Raw genomic sequence first — 19,056 nt, forward strand, 5'->3', positions numbered from 1 at the left:
GGGTCCGGTTCCCCCGCCCTCCCGCGTTCTAGGACACCCTCAGCAGTGCGTCGTCACGCCACTTCAGCATCCGCTCGAACTCCACCACCGCGCCCCGGCCCGGCCTGTTGCGCAGGCGGACGTGGTCGGCGAGCTCAGCGATCAGGTGCAGTCCCCGGCCGTGCTCGGCCAGGGAGGGTCTGCGACGGGCCACCGTCGAGGGCGGGAACCCGGGACCCGAATCGGCGACCTCGATGCGGCAGCGGTCCCCGTCGAGGTAGGCGGTGACGTGATACGCCTCGGTGCCGTCCGTGACCTCGTCGGCGGGAACGCCGACCGGACCCCCGGCCGGACCGCCGCGGCCGCCGTGCTCCACGGCGTTCGCGCACGCCTCGCTCAGCGCGACCGACAGGTCGTAGGAGATGTCCGGATCCACCCCCGCGGTCTCCATCGTCCCGAGCAGCAGACGCCGGGCGAGCGGCACGCTCGCGGCTTCGCGCCGCAAGTGGAGAGACCACCAGATGCTCATACGGTTACCTATTGCCGCCCGCGGTGGGGCGTAAGCCCCCGGCGGCCGCCGCAGCCCTCATTCGGCCGATGCGGCATGTGCGTCCGGCGTGTATCGGGCGCGCAGGCCGAGGTGGGAGCGCCGGAACCGGCCGGACCGGGCGCTGACCGCTCCCCCGGTCGCACACCGGAACCATAGGGTCCCTCCAGCACCTGCCGTAGGCAGCGCCGGGGGCCCAGTGCGATGATGACCCGGCCATGTCTGCCACCCACACGACACGCGCCGGAGCCGATCTCCGGACGACCCGGGCCGCGGTGTTCACCGCGGTCTGCGTCGTGCTGTCCGCGGCAGGACATGCCCTGGCCTCCTGCGCGACCGTCCCGTGGTGGGCGCTGGCCCTGGCCTTCGCGGGCGTCTTCACGATCGCGGCCCCCCTCGCGGGGCGCCGCCGGTCGCGGCCCGGGATCGCCGCCGGACTGGCCGTGGGCCAGCTCGGGCTGCACACGCTGTTCGGCCTCGGTCAGCACGGTGCCGCCGTGGCGCAGACACCGGCCGGCGGCTCCGACACCTCGCTCCCGGCGCTCGCCGCCCAGCTCGTCTGCGGGGGCAACTCCGTACCGCTGAGCCCGGCCGACGCCCGGCGGATCCTGGAGGCCGCCGGGCTGGACCCGGCCGCCCTCGCCGCGCAGGCCGCCGCATCGGGCCACATGGGCCACATGCACCTGGCCGCGGCCACCTCGGGAACCCGGACGGGGCTGTTCAGCCCGGCCATGCTGCTCGGCCACCTGCTGGCCGCGCTCGCGGCCGGCTGGCTGCTGGGCCGGGGCGACGCCGCCCTGTTCCGGCTGGTCGAACTGTCCCAGCTGTCCGCCGAAGCCGACCCGATACGTCCGCTGCGCGCCGCGCTGGCCTTCGTACGGGTCCTCACGGCCGGACTCCTCGGCGCTCCCGCGCGCGGCCCCCGGGCCCGCCGGACCGCTCCCGCGCCCGCCGCGACGACCGGCCGGGACGCACTCCTGCACACCGTGATCCGGCGGGGTCCGCCGGCTGCGCTCGTCCTCGCAGCCTGACGCGGCACCTCCACTCCCCGGGACACCCGGCGGGAGCACCGGTGCCGTGACCTCCGTGCGCGCCTACGGGCATGCCCGCATGCGTGCGTGCGTACGGATCCCACCGTTCACCACTGCTCCGTGGAGTGTTCCCGTCATGAAGACCTCTCGCGTCTCCTTCGCCGCCGCCCTCGCCGCCGGCGCCGTCCTCGCCCTGTCCGGCACCGCCTTCGCGCACGTCAGCGTTCAGCCCGGCGAGGCCGCCAAGGGCGGCTACGCGACGATCAACTTCAAGGTCCCGAACGAGCGCGACAACGCCTCGACCACTCAGATCGAGGTCAACTTCCCGGTCGACCAGCCGCTGACGTCCGTCATGCCGCAGGACATCCCGGGCTGGACGTCCACCGTCGAGAAGACCAAGCTCGACAAGCCGCTGAGCGTCCACGGCAAGCAGGTCAACGAGGTCGTCACCAAGGTGACCTGGAGCGGCGGCAAGATCGAGCCCGGCAAGTTCCAGCAGTTCCCGGTCTCCGTCGGCAAGCTGCCCGAGAACGCCGACAAGATGGTCTTCAAGGCCATCCAGACGTACGACAACAACGAGGTCGTCCGCTGGATCGAGGAGTCCAAGGACGGCGCCCCCGAGCCGCAGACCCCCGCGCCCGTGCTGAAGCTGACCGCCGCCAAGGCCGCAGACGGCCACGACGACGCCAAGCCGGCCGCCGACGCCAAGAACGCCGGCAAGGACGAGGCGAAGCACGACGAGGCCGCCGACAAGAGCGGCTCCGACACCACCGCACGCGCCCTCGGCATCGCGGGCATCGTCCTCGGCCTCGGCGGGGTGGCCTTCGGCATCGCCTCGCGCCGCCGTTCCGCCTGATCCCGCGGGGGCTCGCGGGCCCGTCGTCCACGGGCCCGCACAGGGCCCGTCCACGGGCCTTCCCGGCCCCCCTCGAACATCCGCACCATCCCCGATTCCCAGGGACATCTACATATGCGCACCACACGTGTGACGGTCGCCGCCCTCGCGGTGGCGGCCGCGCTCACCCTCACCGCCTGCGGCAGTGACCCGGCCAAGAACGACGGCGGGGTCACCCAGATCACCGGCGAGAAGAAGACCGGAGCCGCGACCCTCCTCGACCGCCCCTTCGACAAGCCGGAGCTCGTCCTCACGGACACCACCGGCAAGCCGTGGAACCTGCGCGAGCAGACCAAGGGCCGGCCGACGCTCATCTACTTCGGCTACACCAACTGCCCCGACGTGTGCCCCCTGACGATGAGCAACATCGCCGTCGCCAAGAAGGCACTCCCCAAGGAGGACCGGGACAAGCTCCAGGTCGTCTTCGTCACCACCGACCCCGAACGGGACACCCCGGAGTCCCTCGGCGCGTGGCTCAGGGCACAGGACCCGGCCTTCACCGGGCTGACCGGCGACTTCAGCACCATCCAGGCCGCCGCCCGCTCCCTCGGCATCGGTATCGATCCCCCCAAGAAGGAGGCCGACGGCAGCGTCGTCTCCATGCACGGGGCCCAGGTCATCGCGTTCTCGCCCAAGACCGACGAGGGCTACGTCCTCTACGGCGAGGGCACGACCGTCGACGACTACACCAAGGACCTGCCGAAGATCATCAAGGGAGAGAACCCGTGAACGCCCGCACCACCCGCACCCTCGCCGCCGCCCTCTCCCTGACGGCCGCGCTCGCCATATCCGGCTGCTCCTCCTCCGACGCGAAGGGTTCCTCCGGCTCTTCCGGCGCCGAGTCCTCCTCGAACGCGAGCGCCGGCGCGCAGGCCGGGGACTCCGCCAAGCCGAAGATGACCGTCAGCGGGGCGTACATGCCCGAACCGGTCAACGACAAGATGGCCGGCGCCTTCATGGTCATCAAGAACGACTCGAAGACCGCCGACAAGCTGCTCGCGGTCACCACCCCGCTCTCCGACGACGCGCAGGTCCACGAGACCAAGGACCAGAAGATGCAGCAGGTCCAGTCCATGGACGTGCCCGCGAACGGCGAGCTGAAGCTGGAGCGCGGCGGCAGCCACATCATGTTCATGGGCCTGAAGAACAAGCCGAACGTCGGTGACAAGGTCACCATCGAGCTGCGTTTCGAGAAGGCGGATCCGGTCAAGGTCGAGCTGGACGTCAAGGAACGGACGTACAACCCCCAGAACTCCACCGCCCACTGACGGACCGAGGAACTGACACGCCATGACGGCCACCGCCCCCGCTCCCTCTCCTATCCGCGTCCGCGCCACGGCATCGCTGCCGCGGCTGGCGCTGGTTCTCGCAGCCCTGCTGGCAACCCTGTTCACCGCGGCCGCCCCGGCCACGGCACACGCCGCACTCACCGCGAGCGACCCCAAGGACGGGGCGGTGGTCGCCACGGCGCCCGCCCAGGTGACCCTCTCCTTCTCGGAGGAGGTCGCCATGGGTGACGACTCCATCCGCGTCATGGACCCGCAGGGCAAGCGCGTCGACACCGGCGAGCTGCGGAACATGTGCAGCGGATCCGTCGTCCGCTACGGGACGGCCCTGCACTCGGGGCTGCCCGACGGCACCTACACCGTCGCCTGGCAGGCCGTCTCCGCCGACAGCCACCCGGTCTCCGGCGCCTTCACCTTCTCCATCGGCGCCCCCTCGGCCACCTCCGTCGCCCTGCCCGACCGGAAGGCGGGCGGCGGCCCCGTCGGCATCGCGTACGGGATCGCGCGCTACGCCGCCTACGCCGGGTTCACCGTCCTCGTCGGCGGGTCCGCCTTCATCCTTCTGTGCTGGCGCCGGGGTTCCGCCGCGCGTCCGCTGCAGAAGCTGGTGGTGCGCGGCTGGGTCACCCTGACCGCGGCCACGCTGGCGATGCTCGTCCTGCGCACCCCCTACACGGGGTCGGGCGAGTTCGCGGACGCCTTCGACCTCGACGGGCTCAAGGCCGTCCTGGAGACCAAGACCGGCGCCTCCTTCGTCTCCCGGCTGCTGCTGCTCGGCGCGGCCGCGCTGTTCCTGGCCGTCCTCTTCGGCGCCTACGCGCGCCGCCAGAAGAACGCGGACGCGCAGACCGCCGAGCAGGCCAAGGACACCGGCGACCTGGCCTTCGGGCTCGGAATCGGCGGCACGGTCGTGGCCACCGGAATCGCCGCCACCTGGGCACTCGCCGAGCACGCCTCCACGGGCATCCAGCCCGGGATCGCGATGCCGGCCGACATCCTGCACCTGCTGGCCGTGGCCGCCTGGCTGGGTGGTCTCGCCGCCCTGCTCGTCGCCCTCCACAAGGTGCCGGACATCGAACGGGACGCCGTCCGGCGCTTCTCCCGGATCGCCTTCATCAGCGTCCTGGTCCTCACCGCCACCGGTGTCTACCAGTCCTGGCGGCAGCTCGGCAGCTGGTCGGCGCTCACCGGCACCAGCTACGGCCGACTGCTGCTGATCAAGGTCGGCCTGGTGGCCGTCCTCGTCGCCATCGCCTACTTCTCCCGCAAGTGGACCGCCAAGCTGGCCGACGTGGCGGTGGAGGACCGGGTCGCCGAGCCGGCCACGGTCGGCGCGGGGGCCGATGTTTCACGTGAAACATCGGCCGGAAGTACCCCGGGCGACTCGGCGCAGGCCCCCGATGAGCAGGCCGAGCCCGTCGAGCCGTCCGAGCCCGTCGACCCGAAGCGTGCCGCACAGCTCGCCCGCCAGCGCGCGGCGCGCGAGAAGGCCCTGGAGAACCAGGTGCGCGACGCCGACCCGAGCCGCTCGGGCCTGCGGCGCTCCGTACTCGCCGAGGCCGCCGTGGCCGTGGTCCTGCTGGCCGTCACCACCGTCCTGACCGGCACCGAGCCCGGCCGGGCGGTGGAACAGGAGGCCGGGCGGGGGTCGGCGGCCACCGCCGTACCCGACCGCGCCATCAAGATCACCCTGCCGTACGACACCGGCGGCCAGAACGGCAAGGGCACCGTCCGGGTCGAGTTCGACCCGGGCCGGGTCGGCGCCAACACCCTCCACGTGTGGGCGGACGGCGCCGACGGCAAGCCCGCCGACCTGCCCGAGGTCAAGATCTCCTTCACCCTCCCGGCCAAGGAGATCGGCCCGCTCCCGGTGGCCCCCGACCGCGCCGCTCCCGGACACTGGACGGCGTCCGGGGTCCAGCTGCCCCTCGCGGGCGACTGGCGCATCGACGTGACCGTCCGCACCTCCGACATCGACCAGACGACCGTCCAGAAGAACGTGAAGATCGGCTGACCAGCGTGACCGACAGCACCACCGCGAGTACCCCTGACATCGAGATCTCCCGGCGCCGCCTGCTGGGCACGGTCGGCGCCGCAGGCGCCGTCGGGCTCGCGCTCGGCGGCACCGGGGGCGCCCTCGTGCACTCGGCGGTCACCGACGCCCCGGCCGGCGCTCCCGGCGCGGCCGGGTCCCTCTCCTCCCTCGGTGCCACCGCCGTCGCCTTCGAGGGGGAACACCAGGCGGGCATCACCACCCCGCTCCAGGCCAAGGGCCACGTCCTCGCCTTCGACCTGGCGCCGGGCGCCGGGCGCACGGAGGCCGCCGCGCTGATGCGCCGCTGGTCCGAGACGGCGCGGCGGCTCATGGCGGGGGAGACCGCCCCGACGGCGGACAGCGGCATCGCCCTCGACGCGGGGCCGTCCTCCCTCACCGTCACCTTCGGCTTCGGCCACTCCTTCTTCGAGCGCACGGGCCTCACGGCCCGCCGCCCGGCCGCCCTCGACCCGCTGCCCGACTTCTCCTCGGACCGGATCGACGCCCAGCGCAGCAACGGCGATCTGTGGGTGCAGATCGGCTCGAACGACGGCCTGGTCGCCTTCCACGCCCTGCGCGCCCTCCAGAAGGACGCCGGGGAGGCCGCCCGGGTGCGCTGGCAGATGAACGGCTTCAACCGGTCCCCCGGAGCCACCGCCTCCCCGATGACCGCGCGCAACCTCATGGGCCAGATCGACGGCACCGGGAATCCGAAGCCCACGGACCCCGATTTCGCCAAGCGCGTCTTCGTGCCCGCCGCCGGGCCCGGGCCCGCGGAGCACGCCTGGATGGCCGGGGGCTCCTACGCCGTCGTCCGCCGGATCCGGATGCTGCTTGACGACTGGGACAAGCGGTCCACGGCCCAGCAGGAGCAGGTCATCGGCCGGACGAAGGCCAACGGCGCACCCCTGACCGGCGGCGGCGAGACCACCCCGCTGGCGCTGGACAAACTCGGTCCCGACGGCAAGCCGGCGATCCCGTCCAACGCGCACGCGCGGATCTCGGCCCCCGCGCAGAACGGCGGCGCCGCCATGCTCCGGCGGCCTTTCTCCTTCCACGACGGGATCGCCCCCGACGGCACCCCGGACGCGGGTCTGCTCTTCATCTGCTGGCAGGCGGATCCGCTGCGCGGGTTCGTCCCGGTCCAGCGCAAGCTCGACCGCGGCGACGCGCTGTCGGAGTTCATCCGGCACGAGTCGAGCGGCCTGTACGCCGTCCCGCCCGGTCCGGGCGCCGGGGAGTACGTGGGGCAGCGGCTGCTCGAAGGGTGAACAGCCCCACGGAGGCGGTCCGCCCGGCATTAGGCTGATCGCATGTCGGCCACGCGCTTCACGTATCTCGGTCCCGAGGGCACCTTCACCGAAGCGGCCCTCCGCACGCTGCCGGAGGCCGCCACCCGGGAGCTCGTCCCGATGGTGTCGGTCCCGGCCGCCCTGGACGCCGTGCGCAACGGCGAGGCCGCGGCGGCGCTGGTGCCGATCGAGAACTCGGTGGAGGGCGGGGTCACGGCCACCCTCGACGAGCTGGCCTCGGGCGAGCCGCTGATGATCTACCGCGAGGTGCTGCTGCCGATCGCGTTCGCGCTGCTGGTCCGGCCCGGGACGGCGCTGTCGGACATCAAGACCGTCACCGGGCACCCAGTCGCCCAGCCGCAGGTGCGCAACTGGTTGCGGACGCACCTGCCCGACGCGGTGTGGGAGTCGGCCGCCTCCAACGCCGACGGGGCCCGGCTGGTCCAGGAGGGCCGGTTCGACGCCGCGTTCGCGGGCGAGTTCGCCGCCGCCACGTACGGGCTGGAGGCGCTGGTCACCGAGATCCACGACGCGCAGAACGCCGAGACCCGGTTCGTGCTGGTCGGGCGCCCGGCCCGGCCGGCCGCCCCCACGGGCGCCGACAAGACCTCCGTCGTGCTGTGGCTCGGGGACGACCATCCCGGCGCCCTGCTGGAGCTGCTCCAGGAGTTCGCCGTCCGGGGCGTGAACCTGATGCTCATCCAGTCCCGGCCGACCGGCGAGGGGATCGGCAACTACTGCTTCGCCGTGGACGCCGAGGGGCACATCTCCGACCGCCGGGTGAGCGAGGCCCTGATGGGGCTGCGCCGTACCTGTCCCCAGGTCCGCTTCCTCGGCTCGTACCCGCGTGCGGGCGTCGCTCTGAGTGAGGTGCGTGCCGCACGGCCGGGAACCTCCGATGGCGACTTCACGGAGGCTTCCGACTGGCTGGCCCGCTGCCTCGACGGCCGGGCGTAGGCCTCTCCCCGTCCCGTCCCCCGTCCCATCCGCTTGTCCACAGAGTTATCCACAGGACGAGCACCGGGCCTGGGGACAAGTCGACAGAGCAACACGACAAGGTCGACAAATCGGTCGGGTGGCTCAGGTTTCGCGCTGGGGAGCGACAGGTGAACGGCGTCACCCGTGCATCACCGATCAACTCTTTGGAGCGAGCCATTCCCACCCGAATGAGTGTGTGAGGGCGGTTTGAACCCTGTGCGACCCCGTCCCCTCGCGGGCCCCTATTGATCTAATTCCGTGTCCACAGATGCGGCACACAGCCTGTGGATAAGGGCCCCTCCGGTGCAATTCCTGTGGACAAGGCCGAGCCCTCGACACTGCCCAGCCCCTGGCCGGCGCCCCCCGTTGTGCCCCATTTCGGGGAAACGGACCGGTTTTATCAACCGCCCCGAGGGGCCGCTTCCGGCCATCACCGAAAGGGTTTTGCATTCCGCTCAATCGGGACATAATGACACGCAGCGTGATATCGGTGTGATCCCAGGAAGCCCAGACCGGTAGCCTGGAGGGGTGATTGACCTTCGGCTGCTCCGTGAAGACCCTGACCGTGTCCGCGCCTCGCAGCGCGCCCGTGGAGAGGACGTCGACCTCGTCGACGCACTGCTCTCCGCCGATGAGCGCCGCAGGTCCTCCGGCATGCGCTTCGACGAACTGCGCAATGAGCAGAAGTCCCTCGGCAAGCTCATCCCCAAGGCCACTCCCGAGGAGCGCGCCGAGCTGCTGGGCAAGGCCGAGCAGCTCAAGGCCGACGTCAAGGCGGCGGAGGCGGAGCAGAACGAGGCGGACGAGGCTGCCAAGCAGCTCCTCCTCAAGATCGGCAACATCGTCCACGAGGACGTCCCGGTCGGCGGCGAGGAGGACTTCACCGTCCTCGAGACGCACGGCACGATCCGCGACTTCGGCGCCGAGGGCTTCGAGCCCAAGGACCACCTGGAGCTCGGCGAGGCGCTGGGCGCCATCGACGTCGAGCGCGGTGCCAAGGTGTCCGGCTCGCGCTTCTACTACCTGACGGGCGTCGGCGCCCTGCTGGAGCTCGCCCTCGTCAACGCGGCGATCGCGCAGGCCACCGAGGCCGGCTTCATCCCGATGCTCACCCCCGCGCTGGTCCGCCCGCGCGCCATGGAGGGCACCGGCTTCCTCGGCCAGGCGGCGGAGAACGTGTACCACCTGGAGAAGGACGACTTCTATCTGGTCGGCACCTCCGAGGTCCCGCTCGCCGCTTACCACATGGACGAGATCATCGACGCCGACAAGCTGCCCCTGCGGTACGCCGGCTTCTCGCCGTGCTTCCGCCGCGAGGCCGGTACGTACGGCAAGGACACCCGCGGCATCTTCCGCGTCCACCAGTTCGACAAGGTCGAGATGTTCTCGTACGTCGCGCCGGAGGACGCCGAGGCCGAGCACAAGCGGCTCCTGGAGTGGGAGAAGCAGTGGCTGACCAGCCTGGAGCTGCCGTTCCAGGTCATCGACGTCGCCACCGGGGACCTGGGCGCCTCCGCCTCGCGCAAGTTCGACTGCGAGGCCTGGATCCCGACCCAGGGCAAGTACCGCGAGCTGACCTCCGCCTCGAACTGTGACGGCTTCCAGGCCCGCCGCCTGCAGATCCGCTACCGCGAGGACAAGAAGACCGCTCCGCTGGCCACCCTGAACGGCACCCTGTGCGCCGTCCCGCGCACCATCGTGGCCATCCTGGAGAACCACCAGCAGGCCGACGGCTCCGTGCGGGTCCCCCCGGTGCTCCGCCCGTACCTGGGCGGCCGCGAGGTCCTGGAGCCGATCGCCAAGTGAGCTCCGCCCCGTTCCCGTACAAGCTCGTCGCGACGGATCTCGACGGCACGCTCCTGCGTGACGACGACACCGTCTCGGAGCGCACCCGTGAGGCGCTCGCCGCGGTCACCGCGGCGGGCGCGGCGCACATCATCGTCACCGGCCGGGCCGTGCCCTGGACCCGGAGCGTGCTGGACGACCTCGGCTACAAGGGGATCGCCGTGTGCGGGCAGGGCGCGCAGGTCTACGACGCGGGGGCGCACCGGCTGCTGACCTCGGTGACGCTGGACCGGCAGCTGGCCGGTCTCGCGCTGTCGAAGATCGAGGCCGAGGTGGGTCCGCTGGCGCTGGCGGCCAGCAGGGACGGGGTGGACGGCGAGGTCCTGTTCGGACCCGGCTACCAGGTGCAGGAGGGCCTCCCGGCTCTCTACCTGGAGGACACCACGGCCGTCTGGAGCGCTCCGCTCAACAAGCTGTACATCCAGCACCCGGGGATGGGCGAGGACGAGCTGGTCAAGGTGGCCCGGGAGACCGTCGGTAGCCTGGTCGACATCGTGATGGCCGGCCCGGGGATAGTGGAGATCCTGCCGCTGGGGCTGAGCAAGGCCACGGGCCTCTCGCTCGCGGCCCGGCGGCTGAAGGTGAAGGCGGCCGAGACGATCGCCTTCGGCGATATGCCGAACGACATCCCCATGTTCGGCTGGGCCGCGCACGGTGTCGCGATGGCCAATGCCCACGCCGAGCTGAAGGCCGTGGCCGACGAGGTGACCACCTCCAACCAGGAGGACGGCATCGCGGTGGTGCTGGAGCGTCTGCTGGGCGCCGCCTGAGCCGCCGCGCCAGAGGAGAAGGTCCGGAACAGCCCGCGCCGTGAGGCGCGCTCGAAGTGGCTGTCCCGGACCTTTTTGTTGCTCCCCGCAGCTCCCACTGTGCCGCTGCCGCACGCCCCTTACCAGCGATTTTCTCCGGGGCCGCCGGGCGGGCGCGCGGGCTCACGTTTCACGTGAAACATCCACCCGGTGCGGATCCGGGTGCAGGGTCAGCGGCCAGGCCAGTAGTCCGACGGCCAGTGAGATGGCGTGGCCGAGGTCGGTGAAGGTGCCGCCTGTGAGCAGGGGGATCCCGAAGAAGGCCACGGCTCCGGCCAGGTAGAACCATCTCCAGGGGTTGGGGAGCCGGTAGGTCAGGACGCCGATGGAGGCCGCGAGTCCGTAGCTGACGCCGATGTCCACGACGTGGGTCATGCTGTGCGGCGCGCGGTTGTCCTGGATGGCCATCAGGAGGACCTTCTGGCTGGCGAGGGTGGCGACGATGTGGGCGGTCGCGACGATCACCAGCCAGCGCAGGGTGCCGAGCCAGCGTTCGACGGTGGCGTGGAAGAGCTCGAAGAGCAGGGCGTAGAGGGCGAGTGAGGCCGGGTTCTCGATCCAGAAGGCGCTGCTGAGCAGGGCCCGGAGGGGGTACTTCACGAGCTGGTGGATATTGCTGCTGTTGCGGTGGAGCAGCACGTGGTCGAGCCGGTCCGGGGCGATCGCCACGACGACGCTGGTCACGGCCACGATCAGCAGCCATATGTGCGTGCCGGGCGAGGAGCGTATCCAGGCCCGCAGCGGCCTGGACGGCTCGGGTCCGGTGTGCTCGATCATGACCCGATGATGCCCCGTACGGCCGTGCCCCGCCTGGCCGGTGGGCCGGGCGGGGCACGGTTTCGGCCGGTCGCGGCGGGTTACTCCTCGCCGGCCAGGGTGAGACGGCGCAGCTTCTGGCCCGCGTACACGGTGGCTCCGACGGTGACCGCGAGCAGCAGGAGCACGGCGGTGGGCAGGGCCACGCTGGAGTCCACGTACCCCTGTCCGGCGACCTTCTCGGCCAGGGCCAGGGCCCACTGCTGGACGCTGAGGGTCTTGGCACCGGAGACGAGGCTGCCGAAGAGCGACTCCCAGATCAGGGCGTAGACCAGGCCGAAGACGACCGCGTGCCGGCTGACGGTGCCCAGCAGCAGGAAGAGCGCGCTGTAGGCGATCGAGGCGACGAGCGCGGCGACGGTGTAGGCCACGGCGATCTGCTGGCCGTTGCCGTTGAGGATGAAGCCCGCGATCAGGGTGGGGACGGCCGAGAAGACCATGGTGACGGCGATGGCCACGATCAGCTTGGTCATGATGATCGTCGGGCGCTTCACCGGCTTGGAGAGCAGGTAGACGATCGAGCCGTCGTCGATCTCCGGTCCGATGGCTCCGGTGCCGGCGATGACGCCGATCAGCGGCACCATCGTGGCGAGGGCGAAGCCGCCGAGCAGCTCCGCGGCGACCTTGTCGTCCATGCCGGTGAAGAAGCGGACGACGGCGGAGATGACGATCAGCAGGGCGGGCAGCGCGAAGAGGATGGCCGCGCGGCGGCGGCCGAGGAGGGCCCGGTAGGTGAGCCGGGCGACGGTGGGGTTGTACATGGTTGCCAGCTCCTTTCAGGCCGCGACGAGGTAGGAGAAGACCGACTCGAGGGACTCGTCCGAGGGCGAGACCGTCAGCAGCCGGATGCCGTGCGCACGGGCGACCCGCGGCAGCAGCGCGGTGAAGCGTCCGAAGTCGACGGCCTGGATGCGCAGGGCGCCCTCCTTGAGGTCGACCTCGATGCCGGCGGTCGACGGGTCGGCGATCAGGGCCGCGGCGAGGGCCCGGTCGTCGGAGGAGCGGACGAGGTAGCGGTGCGGGCGGTCCGTCATCAGGCGGCGGATCTTGCGGAAGTCGCCCGACGCGGCGTGCCGGCCGGCGACGACCACCTCGATGTGGGAGGCCAGCTGTTCGACCTCCTCCAGGATGTGGGAGGAGAACAGCACGGTGCGGCCCTCGTCGCCCATGCGCCGCAGCAGGTCCATGAGCTGCATGCGCTGGCGCGGGTCCATACCGTTGAAGGGCTCGTCGAGCAGCAGCACCGACGGCTCGTGGACGAGCGCGGAGGCCATCTTCACGCGCTGGCGCATGCCCTTGGAGTACGTGGAGATCTTGCGGTCCTGGGCGTACTCCATCTCGACCGTGGCCAGCGCCCGCTGGGCCGCCGCGTCGTCGAGGCCGTGCAGCTCGGCGTTGGCGACGACGAACTCCCGGCCGGTGAGGAAGTCGTACATCGCCTCGCGCTCGGGCACGACGCCGACCTGCCGGTAGACCTGCTCGTTGCGCCAGATCGGCGCGCCGTCGAGGGTGACGGTGCCCGTGGAGGGGGCGAGGAAGCCGCCCATCATGTTGATGAGGGTGGACTTGCCCGCGCCGTTGGGGCCGAGGAGGCCGGTGACGCCGGGGCCGATGCGCATGGTCACGTCGTTGACGGCGACGACGTTCCCGAACCAGCGAGAGGCGTGGTCGATGTCGATGGTGGTCACAGCCCGGCCTTCCGGTAGCGGGCCATCAGGGCGGCGTAGGAGCCGGCGATGAGGCCGAGGATGACGAGCAGGTAGACGACGCCGGTGCCGGCCGAGGGGCCCTCACCGCCCGGGAAGGCGGAGGTCGCACCGAGGAAGGCGGTCTGCACGCCGTCGATCAGGGTGATCGGGGAGAAGAGGCCCAGCCACTCGATGGGGCCGGTGTTGCCGGTGCCGTAGGCGACGGCCTGCACGGTGGAGACGGCGCCGTAGGGGATGAGCAGCATGGCGATGACCGCGGCCACGCCGAACCCGCGGCGCGGGGTGAGGGCGGCCATGACCAGCCCGAGGCCCGCGAAGAGCAGCGACAGCAGAAGTACGGACACGAGTGCCTGCCCGAATCCCTTGGTCTGGTGACCGAAGTCGAACTTGGCCAGGAGCGAGCCGATCCACATGATCAGCAGGGGTGTGGCGGTGAGGATGAAGAGGGCCGAGGCCATCGCGGCGTACTTGGCCAGGACGTAGTCGACCCGCTCGATGGGCCGCGAGAAGTACAGCGGCACCGTCTTGAAGCGCAGGTCCCGCGAGACCGACTGGGGTGCCTGGGAGGCGAGGTAGAGCCCGATGACCACCTGCGTGGTCAGGGCGTACGTCGTGTACTTGATCGGCAGGTCGGTGGAGCCGGGCACCGCGATGGCGACCGCGACGATGATCAGCGCGGGGACGCACATCACCGCGAAGAGGATCATCGGCAGGACCTTGGACTTGGCGGAGCGGCCGAGCCCGTACGCCCCGCGCAGCGACTGCGAGAACAGTGAGGTGCGGGCGTAGGCGCGGCCGAGCCGGGGCCCGTCGTAGGACCGGTAGCCGATGTTGTGGATCTGGGTGGAGGTCTCAGGCGCCATCGGTACCGGCTCCCTTCTGCTGGATCTGGATCCGCTGCGCGGACTGGTCGCTCTCGCGGAAGACCTCCGCGATGTGGTGGCGGCGCTGTTCCATACGCACCAGGCCGACGCCGAGGTCGGCGACGGTGTCGCGGACGACGTCGTACGTGTCCTCGCCCGTCGCCTCGACGAGGAGGATGTGGCCGGCTCCGGGCAGGCCCTGTTCCTCGCCCGCGTGGAGGGTGATGCCCGCCTCGGTGAGCGCCTTGCGCAGGGCTGCCGTTCCGTCCGGGTGCGCGTCGGAGTCGGTGACCTCGACCGCGAGCGTGGTGGTGGTCTGGGTGAAGTCGCTGGTGGAGCTGGAGCGCAGCAGCTTGCCGCCGTCGATGACCACGACGTGGTCGCAGGTCCGCTCCAGCTCGCCGAGGAGGTGGGAGGTGACCAGCACCGAGATGCCGAAGTCGGTGTGGACGCGGCGGATCAGGCCGAGCATCTCGTCACGGCCCACCGGGTCGAGCCCGTTGGTCGGCTCGTCGAGGAGGACCAGTTGCGGGTCGTGGACGAGCGCCTGGGCCAGCTTGACGCGCTGCTTCATACCGGTGGAGTAGCCACCGATGGGACGGTAGCGCTCCTCGTACAGCCCGACGTGGCGCAGCGTGTCGGCGGTCCGCTCGCGGGCGGCCGTGGGCGGCAGTCCGGACATCCGCGCCATGTGGACGACGAACTCGGTGGCCGAGACGTCGGGCGGCAGGGCGTCGTGCTCGGGCATGTATCCGACGCGCTCGCGGATGGCGCTGCCGTGCGTGGCGACGTCCAGTCCGAGGACGGCGGCGCGCCCCTCGGTGGCCGGGGACAGCCCGAGCAGGATCTTGATGAGCGTGGACTTGCCGGCTCCGTTGGCGCCCACGAGCCCGGTCACTCCGGGTCCGATGTCCAGGGAGAGCCGGTCGAGGGCGGTCACTCGGGGGTACCGCTTGCTCAGGCTTTCGGTCGCGATGACAGTCACGGATTCGACGTTAGTGCCGGGGCCCGGGCGGATCGTCAGACCTGGAGCGGGATCCGGTATCCGTCTTGAGGACTACGGACCCTGACGGAAGGCTGACGCCGGCCGGGCGGGCCGGGGAGTTGTCCACAGGTCCGTGCACGACCCTTGACGTGATCTCCGGTCATTGTCACATTCATCAGTGTCAACTTTCGGCGCGTACGGCTAACAGGGACGGACGGCTGTCATGGCTGGGGACACGGACACCAGGGAACGCACCGCGCGGGGCTCGGCGCGGCGGACGGCCGAACTGAGCGGCTTCAGGGAGGTCCAGCGCCTCGCCTACGAGTGCGCCGAGACCGTGGCGGCGCAGTTGCGGGCCGGGGTGACCGAGCGCGAGGCGGCCCGGATGCAGCGCGAGTGGCTGCGCGAGCGCGGGGTGCGGGACTGGTTCCACCTGCCCTTCGCCTGGTTCGGGGACCGCACCGCCTTCGCGAACTTCAAGATCCCGCTCCAGTTCTTCCCGACCAACCGCAGGCTGGAGCCGGGGATGCCGTTCATCCTGGACATGGCGCCGGTCTACCGCGGTTTCGCCGCCGACATCGGCTACTCGGGGAGCCTGGGCCTCAATCCGGTGCAGGACCGGCTGATGTCCGACCTGCGGCCGCATCGCACGCTGATCCTGGAGCAGGTGCGCGAGCGCCGCCCGCTGCGCGAGATCTACGAGAACGTCGAACGGCTGATGACCCGCCAGGGGTACGCCAACCGGCACCGGGCCTATCCCTTCGGGGTCATCGCGCACAAGATAGACCGGGTCAAGGAGCGCCGCTGGTCCCCGACCGCGTTCGGGTTCGGCATCCAGTCCCTGAAGGGGCTGGCCTCCGACGCCCTGCACGGCCACCGCGAGGGCTGGTCCCCGCTGTGGAGCCCCTACCACTTCTCCGACCACCCGCCGCAGCCCGGCCTGTGGGCGGTGGAGCCGCACCTGGGCTTCCGCGGCACGGGTGCGAAGTTCGAGGAGATCCTGGTCGTCACCGACTCCCGGGATCCCGAGGAGAGCGCGTTCTGGCTGGACGACGACCTGCCGCACGTGCGGCGCTGGACCGAGGAGAAGGCGGCATGAGCGGGATGAGCGGCACGGCACTGGCGGGCGCGCGCGAGCGCTGGGTGAGCACGGGCGGGATCGAGCTGTGCGTCGTCGAGCTCGGTGAGGCGGACCGGCCCACCGTGCTGCTGGTGCACGGCTACCCGGACAGCAAGGAGGTCTGGTCGGAGGTCGCGGAGCGGCTCGCGGCCCGCTTCCACGTGGTGCTGTACGACGTGCGCGGGCACGGCCGGTCCTCGGCTCCGGTCCCGCTGCGAGGGGGCTTCACCCTGGAGAAGCTGACGGACGACTTCCTGGCCGTGGCGGACGCCGTCAGCCCGGACCGGCCCGTGCACCTGGTGGGCCACGACTGGGGCTCCGTCCAGGGCTGGGAGTTCGCCACGGTCGCCCGTACGGAGGGGCGGATCGCCTCCTTCACGTCCATGTCCGGCCCCTCCCTCGACCACTTCGGGCACTGGATCAAGAAGCGGATGACGCGTCCCACCCCGCGCCGCGCCGCCCAGCTGCTGAACCAGGGCGCGAAGTCCTGGTACGTCGGCATGCTGCACACGCCGGTGCTGCCGGAGCTCGCCTGGCGCGGCCCGCTGGGCAAGCGCTGGCCGAAGATCCTCGCGCGGCTGGAGGAGGTCCCGCCCGGCACCTCCTACCCGACGTCCTCGCTGCCGTCCGACGCGGCACACGGCGCCTGGCTCTACCGCGACAACGTCCGGCCGCGCCTGCGCCGGCCGCGCGCCGACGCGTACGCCCACGTACCGGTGCAGCTGATCACCCCGACCGGGGACGCCTTCCTCTCCGAGCGGCTCTACGACGACCTGGAGCGGTGGGCTCCGGACCTGGTGCGGCGCACCCTGCCCGCGAAGCACTGGATCCCCCGGACCCGCCCCGACCAGGTGGCCGCCTGGATCGGCGAGTTCGTCACCTCCCGGGAGGAGCCCACGGCGAAGGCCCCCGAGCAGAAGGCCCCGGGCAAGCACGCCGACCGGTTCGCGGGACAGCTGGTGCTCGTCACCGGCGCCGCCAGCGGCATCGGGCGGGCCACCGCCTTCGCGTTCGCCGAGGCCGGGGCCCGGGTCGTGGCCGTGGACCGGGACGGCGAGGGGGCGGCCCGCACCGCCGAGATGGCCCGGCTCGTCGGCGCCTGCGACGCGTGGGGCGAGTGCGTCGACGTCAGCGACGAGCAGGCGATGGAGAAGCTCGCGGCGAAGGTCGCAGCCGAGTACGGCATCGTCGACGTGCTGGTCAACAACGCCGGCATCGGGCTGTCGGGATCCTTCCTGGACACCTCGTCCGAGGACTGGAGGAAGGTCCTCGACGTGAACTTGTGGGGGGTCATCCACGGCTGCCGGATCTTCGGGAAGCAGATGGCCGAGCGCGGTCAGGGCGGACACATCGTCAACACCGCCTCCGCCGCCGCCTACCTGCCCTCGCGGACCCTGCCCGCGTACAGCACCTCCAAGGCCGCGGTGCTGATGCTGAGCGAATGCCTGCGGGCGGAGCTCGCCTCGAAGGCGATCGGGGTCTCGGCGATATGCCCGGGCATCGTGAACACCAACATCACCTCCACCTCCCGGTTCGCGGGGGTGGACGCCGCCGAGGAGAAGCGCCGCCAGGAGCGGTCCTCGCGGCTGTACGGGCTGCGGAACTTCCCGCCGGAGAAGGTCGCCGACGCCATCCTGCGGGCGGTGGTGGAGAACCGTGCGGTGGTGCCGGTGACCCCCGAGTCCAAGGGCGCCCTGTGGATGTCCCGGTTCATGCCGAACACGCTGCGCCGGATCGCGAGGCTGGAGCCGCGGCTGTGACGGACATACCCCGCTCGATGCGGCGGTCGTACCATCCCTCGCAGGAGGGCTCGCTGCTCACGGCGGTCGAGTACCTGGCGGCGTCTCCTGCCGCCCGGACCGCCGCGGGCGCGGTCGGCCGAGCCGCCATGTCGTAGGGAGCCGGGATTGTCCGATCAGGCGCCAGCCGAGTACCGGATCGAGGATCTGGCCCACCACAGCGGGGCTACCGTGCGCACGATCCGTGCGTACCAGGACCGCGGCCTGCTGCCGAAGCCGGAGCGGCGGGGCCGGTCCAACGTGTACCGGGACACGCACCTGGCGCGGCTGCGCCAGATCGCGGACCTGCTGGACCGCGGCTACACCCTGGCCTCCATCAAGGAGCTGCTGGAGGCCTGGGACGCGGGGCGCGGGCTGGGCGGGGTCCTCGGCCTGGTCGCGGAGGTGCACGGGCCGTGGACCGACGAGGAGGCCGACCGGATCAGCCGGGAGGACCTCAACACGCGGTTCGGCGGCCTGCCCGACGACGGTGCGGTGGACGAGGCCTGTGAGCTCGGGGTGCTGGAGCGCATCCCGGGCCGCCCGGACGAGTTCCTGGTGCCCTCCCCGCAGGAGCTGGCGGTCGCGGCCGAGCTGTACGCGGCCGGGGTGCCCCTCGCGGCGATCACCGGACATCTGCGGGAGCTGCGCGGGCAGGTGGAGCACATCGCCTCGCGCTTCCTGGAGTTCACCACCGAGCACGTCTTCGCCCGCTACCTCGGGCAGGTGCCGCCGACGGACTCGGACGCGGCGGAGGCGACGACGATGGTGCGCAGGCTCCGCCCTCTGGCCCAGCAGACGGTCGACGCCGAACTGGCGCGGGCGATGCGGCTGTTCGCGACCCGGCACCTCCAGCGGCACCTGGGCGCGCCGGGAGCGGTCCAGCCGGCGGGACCCGCGCCGGTGGCCCTGCCCGCCGGCACGGTGAGGGCGGTGCAGGAGCTGGTGGGTCCCGAGCACGTGGCGGAGTTCGTCCGGGCCGCGACGGAACGCGAGCTCCAGGCCCGGACGATGAACGATCTGGCCAGCAGGGGCGGCCGGTAATGCTCGATCGGTAGTCCACAGGCGATCCCCAGGGCGAATCGCTC

General features: G+C 71.5%; 18 protein-coding genes and 1 pseudogene. 13 read left to right on the forward strand and 6 right to left on the reverse strand.

Annotation, left to right across the window (positions count from 1 at the left end):
• Nucleotides 1-28 precede the first annotated feature (28 nt).
• Nucleotides 29-508 (reverse strand): ATP-binding protein, encoded by a 480-nt coding sequence (locus ABT403_RS04660; RefSeq protein WP_344160515.1) that lies wholly within the window; start codon nt 506-508, stop codon nt 29-31.
• Nucleotides 509-744: 236 nt separating this feature from the next.
• Between ABT403_RS04660 and ABT403_RS04665 the strand changes: the two genes are divergently transcribed.
• The 9 genes from ABT403_RS04665 to ABT403_RS04705 all read left to right on the forward strand — a co-directional run bounded on the left by ABT403_RS04665 (nt 745) and on the right by ABT403_RS04705 (nt 10,658).
• Nucleotides 745-1,557: a hypothetical protein gene (locus tag ABT403_RS04665; protein WP_344160512.1), complete on the forward strand. Its 813-nt coding sequence runs from the start codon at nt 745-747 to the stop codon at nt 1,555-1,557.
• A 136-nt stretch (nt 1,558-1,693) separates the two neighbouring features.
• Nucleotides 1,694-2,413 (forward strand): YcnI family copper-binding membrane protein, encoded by a 720-nt coding sequence (locus ABT403_RS04670; RefSeq protein WP_344160509.1) that lies wholly within the window; start codon nt 1,694-1,696, stop codon nt 2,411-2,413.
• Between the two features lie 114 nt (nt 2,414-2,527).
• The gene (locus ABT403_RS04675) at nt 2,528-3,181 is read left to right on the forward strand and encodes an SCO family protein (RefSeq protein WP_344160506.1); all 654 of its coding nucleotides are present in this window, start codon (nt 2,528-2,530) and stop codon (nt 3,179-3,181) included.
• Nucleotides 3,178-3,720, forward strand: a complete 543-nt coding sequence (locus ABT403_RS04680) for a copper chaperone PCu(A)C (protein ID WP_344160503.1) — start codon at nt 3,178-3,180, stop codon at nt 3,718-3,720. The genes ABT403_RS04675 and ABT403_RS04680 overlap by 4 nt, the downstream gene beginning before the upstream one ends.
• Before the next feature lie 22 nt (nt 3,721-3,742).
• Nucleotides 3,743-5,752, forward strand: coding sequence for a copper resistance CopC/CopD family protein (locus tag ABT403_RS04685; protein WP_344160500.1), 2,010 nt, complete (start codon nt 3,743-3,745; stop codon nt 5,750-5,752).
• A gap of 5 nt (nt 5,753-5,757) precedes the next feature.
• Nucleotides 5,758-7,044, forward strand: coding sequence for an iron uptake transporter deferrochelatase/peroxidase subunit (efeB, locus tag ABT403_RS04690; RefSeq protein ID WP_344160497.1), 1,287 nt, complete (start codon nt 5,758-5,760; stop codon nt 7,042-7,044).
• Between the two features lie 42 nt (nt 7,045-7,086).
• Nucleotides 7,087-8,022, forward strand: a complete 936-nt coding sequence (gene pheA / locus ABT403_RS04695) for a prephenate dehydratase (protein WP_344160494.1) — start codon at nt 7,087-7,089, stop codon at nt 8,020-8,022.
• A 549-nt stretch (nt 8,023-8,571) separates the two neighbouring features.
• Complete coding sequence (gene serS, locus ABT403_RS04700) at nt 8,572-9,849, forward strand: serine--tRNA ligase (protein ID WP_344160492.1); 1,278 nt, start codon at nt 8,572-8,574, stop codon at nt 9,847-9,849.
• Entirely contained in the window at nt 9,846-10,658 is an 813-nt protein-coding gene (locus tag ABT403_RS04705; RefSeq protein WP_344160489.1) for an HAD family hydrolase, read from the forward strand. Before serS ends, ABT403_RS04705 begins: the two co-directional genes overlap by 4 nt.
• Before the next feature lie 162 nt (nt 10,659-10,820).
• Here the strand turns inward: ABT403_RS04705 and ABT403_RS04710 are convergent, their stop codons facing one another.
• The 5 genes from ABT403_RS04710 to ABT403_RS04730 form a co-directional block, all read right to left on the reverse strand.
• Nucleotides 10,821-11,474 carry a rhomboid-like protein gene (locus ABT403_RS04710; protein WP_344160486.1) on the reverse strand — a complete coding sequence of 218 codons (654 nt, stop codon included), beginning with the start codon at nt 11,472-11,474 and terminating at the stop codon, nt 10,821-10,823.
• Between the two features lie 80 nt (nt 11,475-11,554).
• The gene (locus ABT403_RS04715) at nt 11,555-12,274 is read right to left on the reverse strand and encodes an ABC transporter permease (protein ID WP_344160483.1); all 720 of its coding nucleotides are present in this window, start codon (nt 12,272-12,274) and stop codon (nt 11,555-11,557) included.
• A gap of 15 nt (nt 12,275-12,289) precedes the next feature.
• The gene (locus ABT403_RS04720) at nt 12,290-13,201 is read right to left on the reverse strand and encodes an ABC transporter ATP-binding protein (protein WP_344160480.1); all 912 of its coding nucleotides are present in this window, start codon (nt 13,199-13,201) and stop codon (nt 12,290-12,292) included.
• A complete protein-coding gene (locus tag ABT403_RS04725; RefSeq protein WP_344160477.1) occupies nt 13,198-14,085 on the reverse strand; it encodes an ABC-2 transporter permease in 888 nt (295 codons plus the stop codon). The genes ABT403_RS04720 and ABT403_RS04725 overlap by 4 nt, the downstream gene beginning before the upstream one ends.
• Nucleotides 14,075-15,070 (reverse strand): ABC transporter ATP-binding protein, encoded by a 996-nt coding sequence (locus ABT403_RS04730; protein WP_344160474.1) that lies wholly within the window; start codon nt 15,068-15,070, stop codon nt 14,075-14,077. The genes ABT403_RS04725 and ABT403_RS04730 overlap by 11 nt, the downstream gene beginning before the upstream one ends.
• A 223-nt stretch (nt 15,071-15,293) precedes the next feature.
• On the opposite strand from ABT403_RS04730, the gene ABT403_RS04735 reads away from it, so the two are divergent.
• The 4 genes and pseudogenes from ABT403_RS04735 (at nt 15,294) to ABT403_RS04750 (ending at nt 19,012) form a co-directional block, all read left to right on the forward strand.
• Entirely contained in the window at nt 15,294-16,169 is an 876-nt protein-coding gene (locus ABT403_RS04735; RefSeq protein ID WP_344160471.1) for a M24 family metallopeptidase, read from the forward strand.
• Nucleotides 16,170-16,174: 5 nt separating this feature from the next.
• Nucleotides 16,175-17,950: an SDR family oxidoreductase gene (locus tag ABT403_RS04740; protein ID WP_344160877.1), complete on the forward strand. Its 1,776-nt coding sequence runs from the start codon at nt 16,175-16,177 to the stop codon at nt 17,948-17,950.
• Nucleotides 17,926-18,087 (forward strand): annotated as a pseudogene (locus ABT403_RS04745) (metal-dependent hydrolase); the annotation flags it as partial. The gene ABT403_RS04740 and the pseudogene ABT403_RS04745, both read left to right, overlap by 25 nt.
• Nucleotides 18,088-18,097: 10 nt before the next feature.
• Nucleotides 18,098-19,012: a MerR family transcriptional regulator gene (locus tag ABT403_RS04750; RefSeq protein ID WP_344160465.1), complete on the forward strand. Its 915-nt coding sequence runs from the start codon at nt 18,098-18,100 to the stop codon at nt 19,010-19,012.
• The last annotated feature ends 44 nt before the right edge of the window (nt 19,013-19,056 follow it).

Origin of the sequence: Streptomyces sp. NPDC000075 (genome assembly GCF_040301925.1) — a bacterium.
Classification (GTDB): Bacteria; Actinomycetota; Actinomycetes; order Streptomycetales; family Streptomycetaceae; genus Streptomyces; species Streptomyces polychromogenes.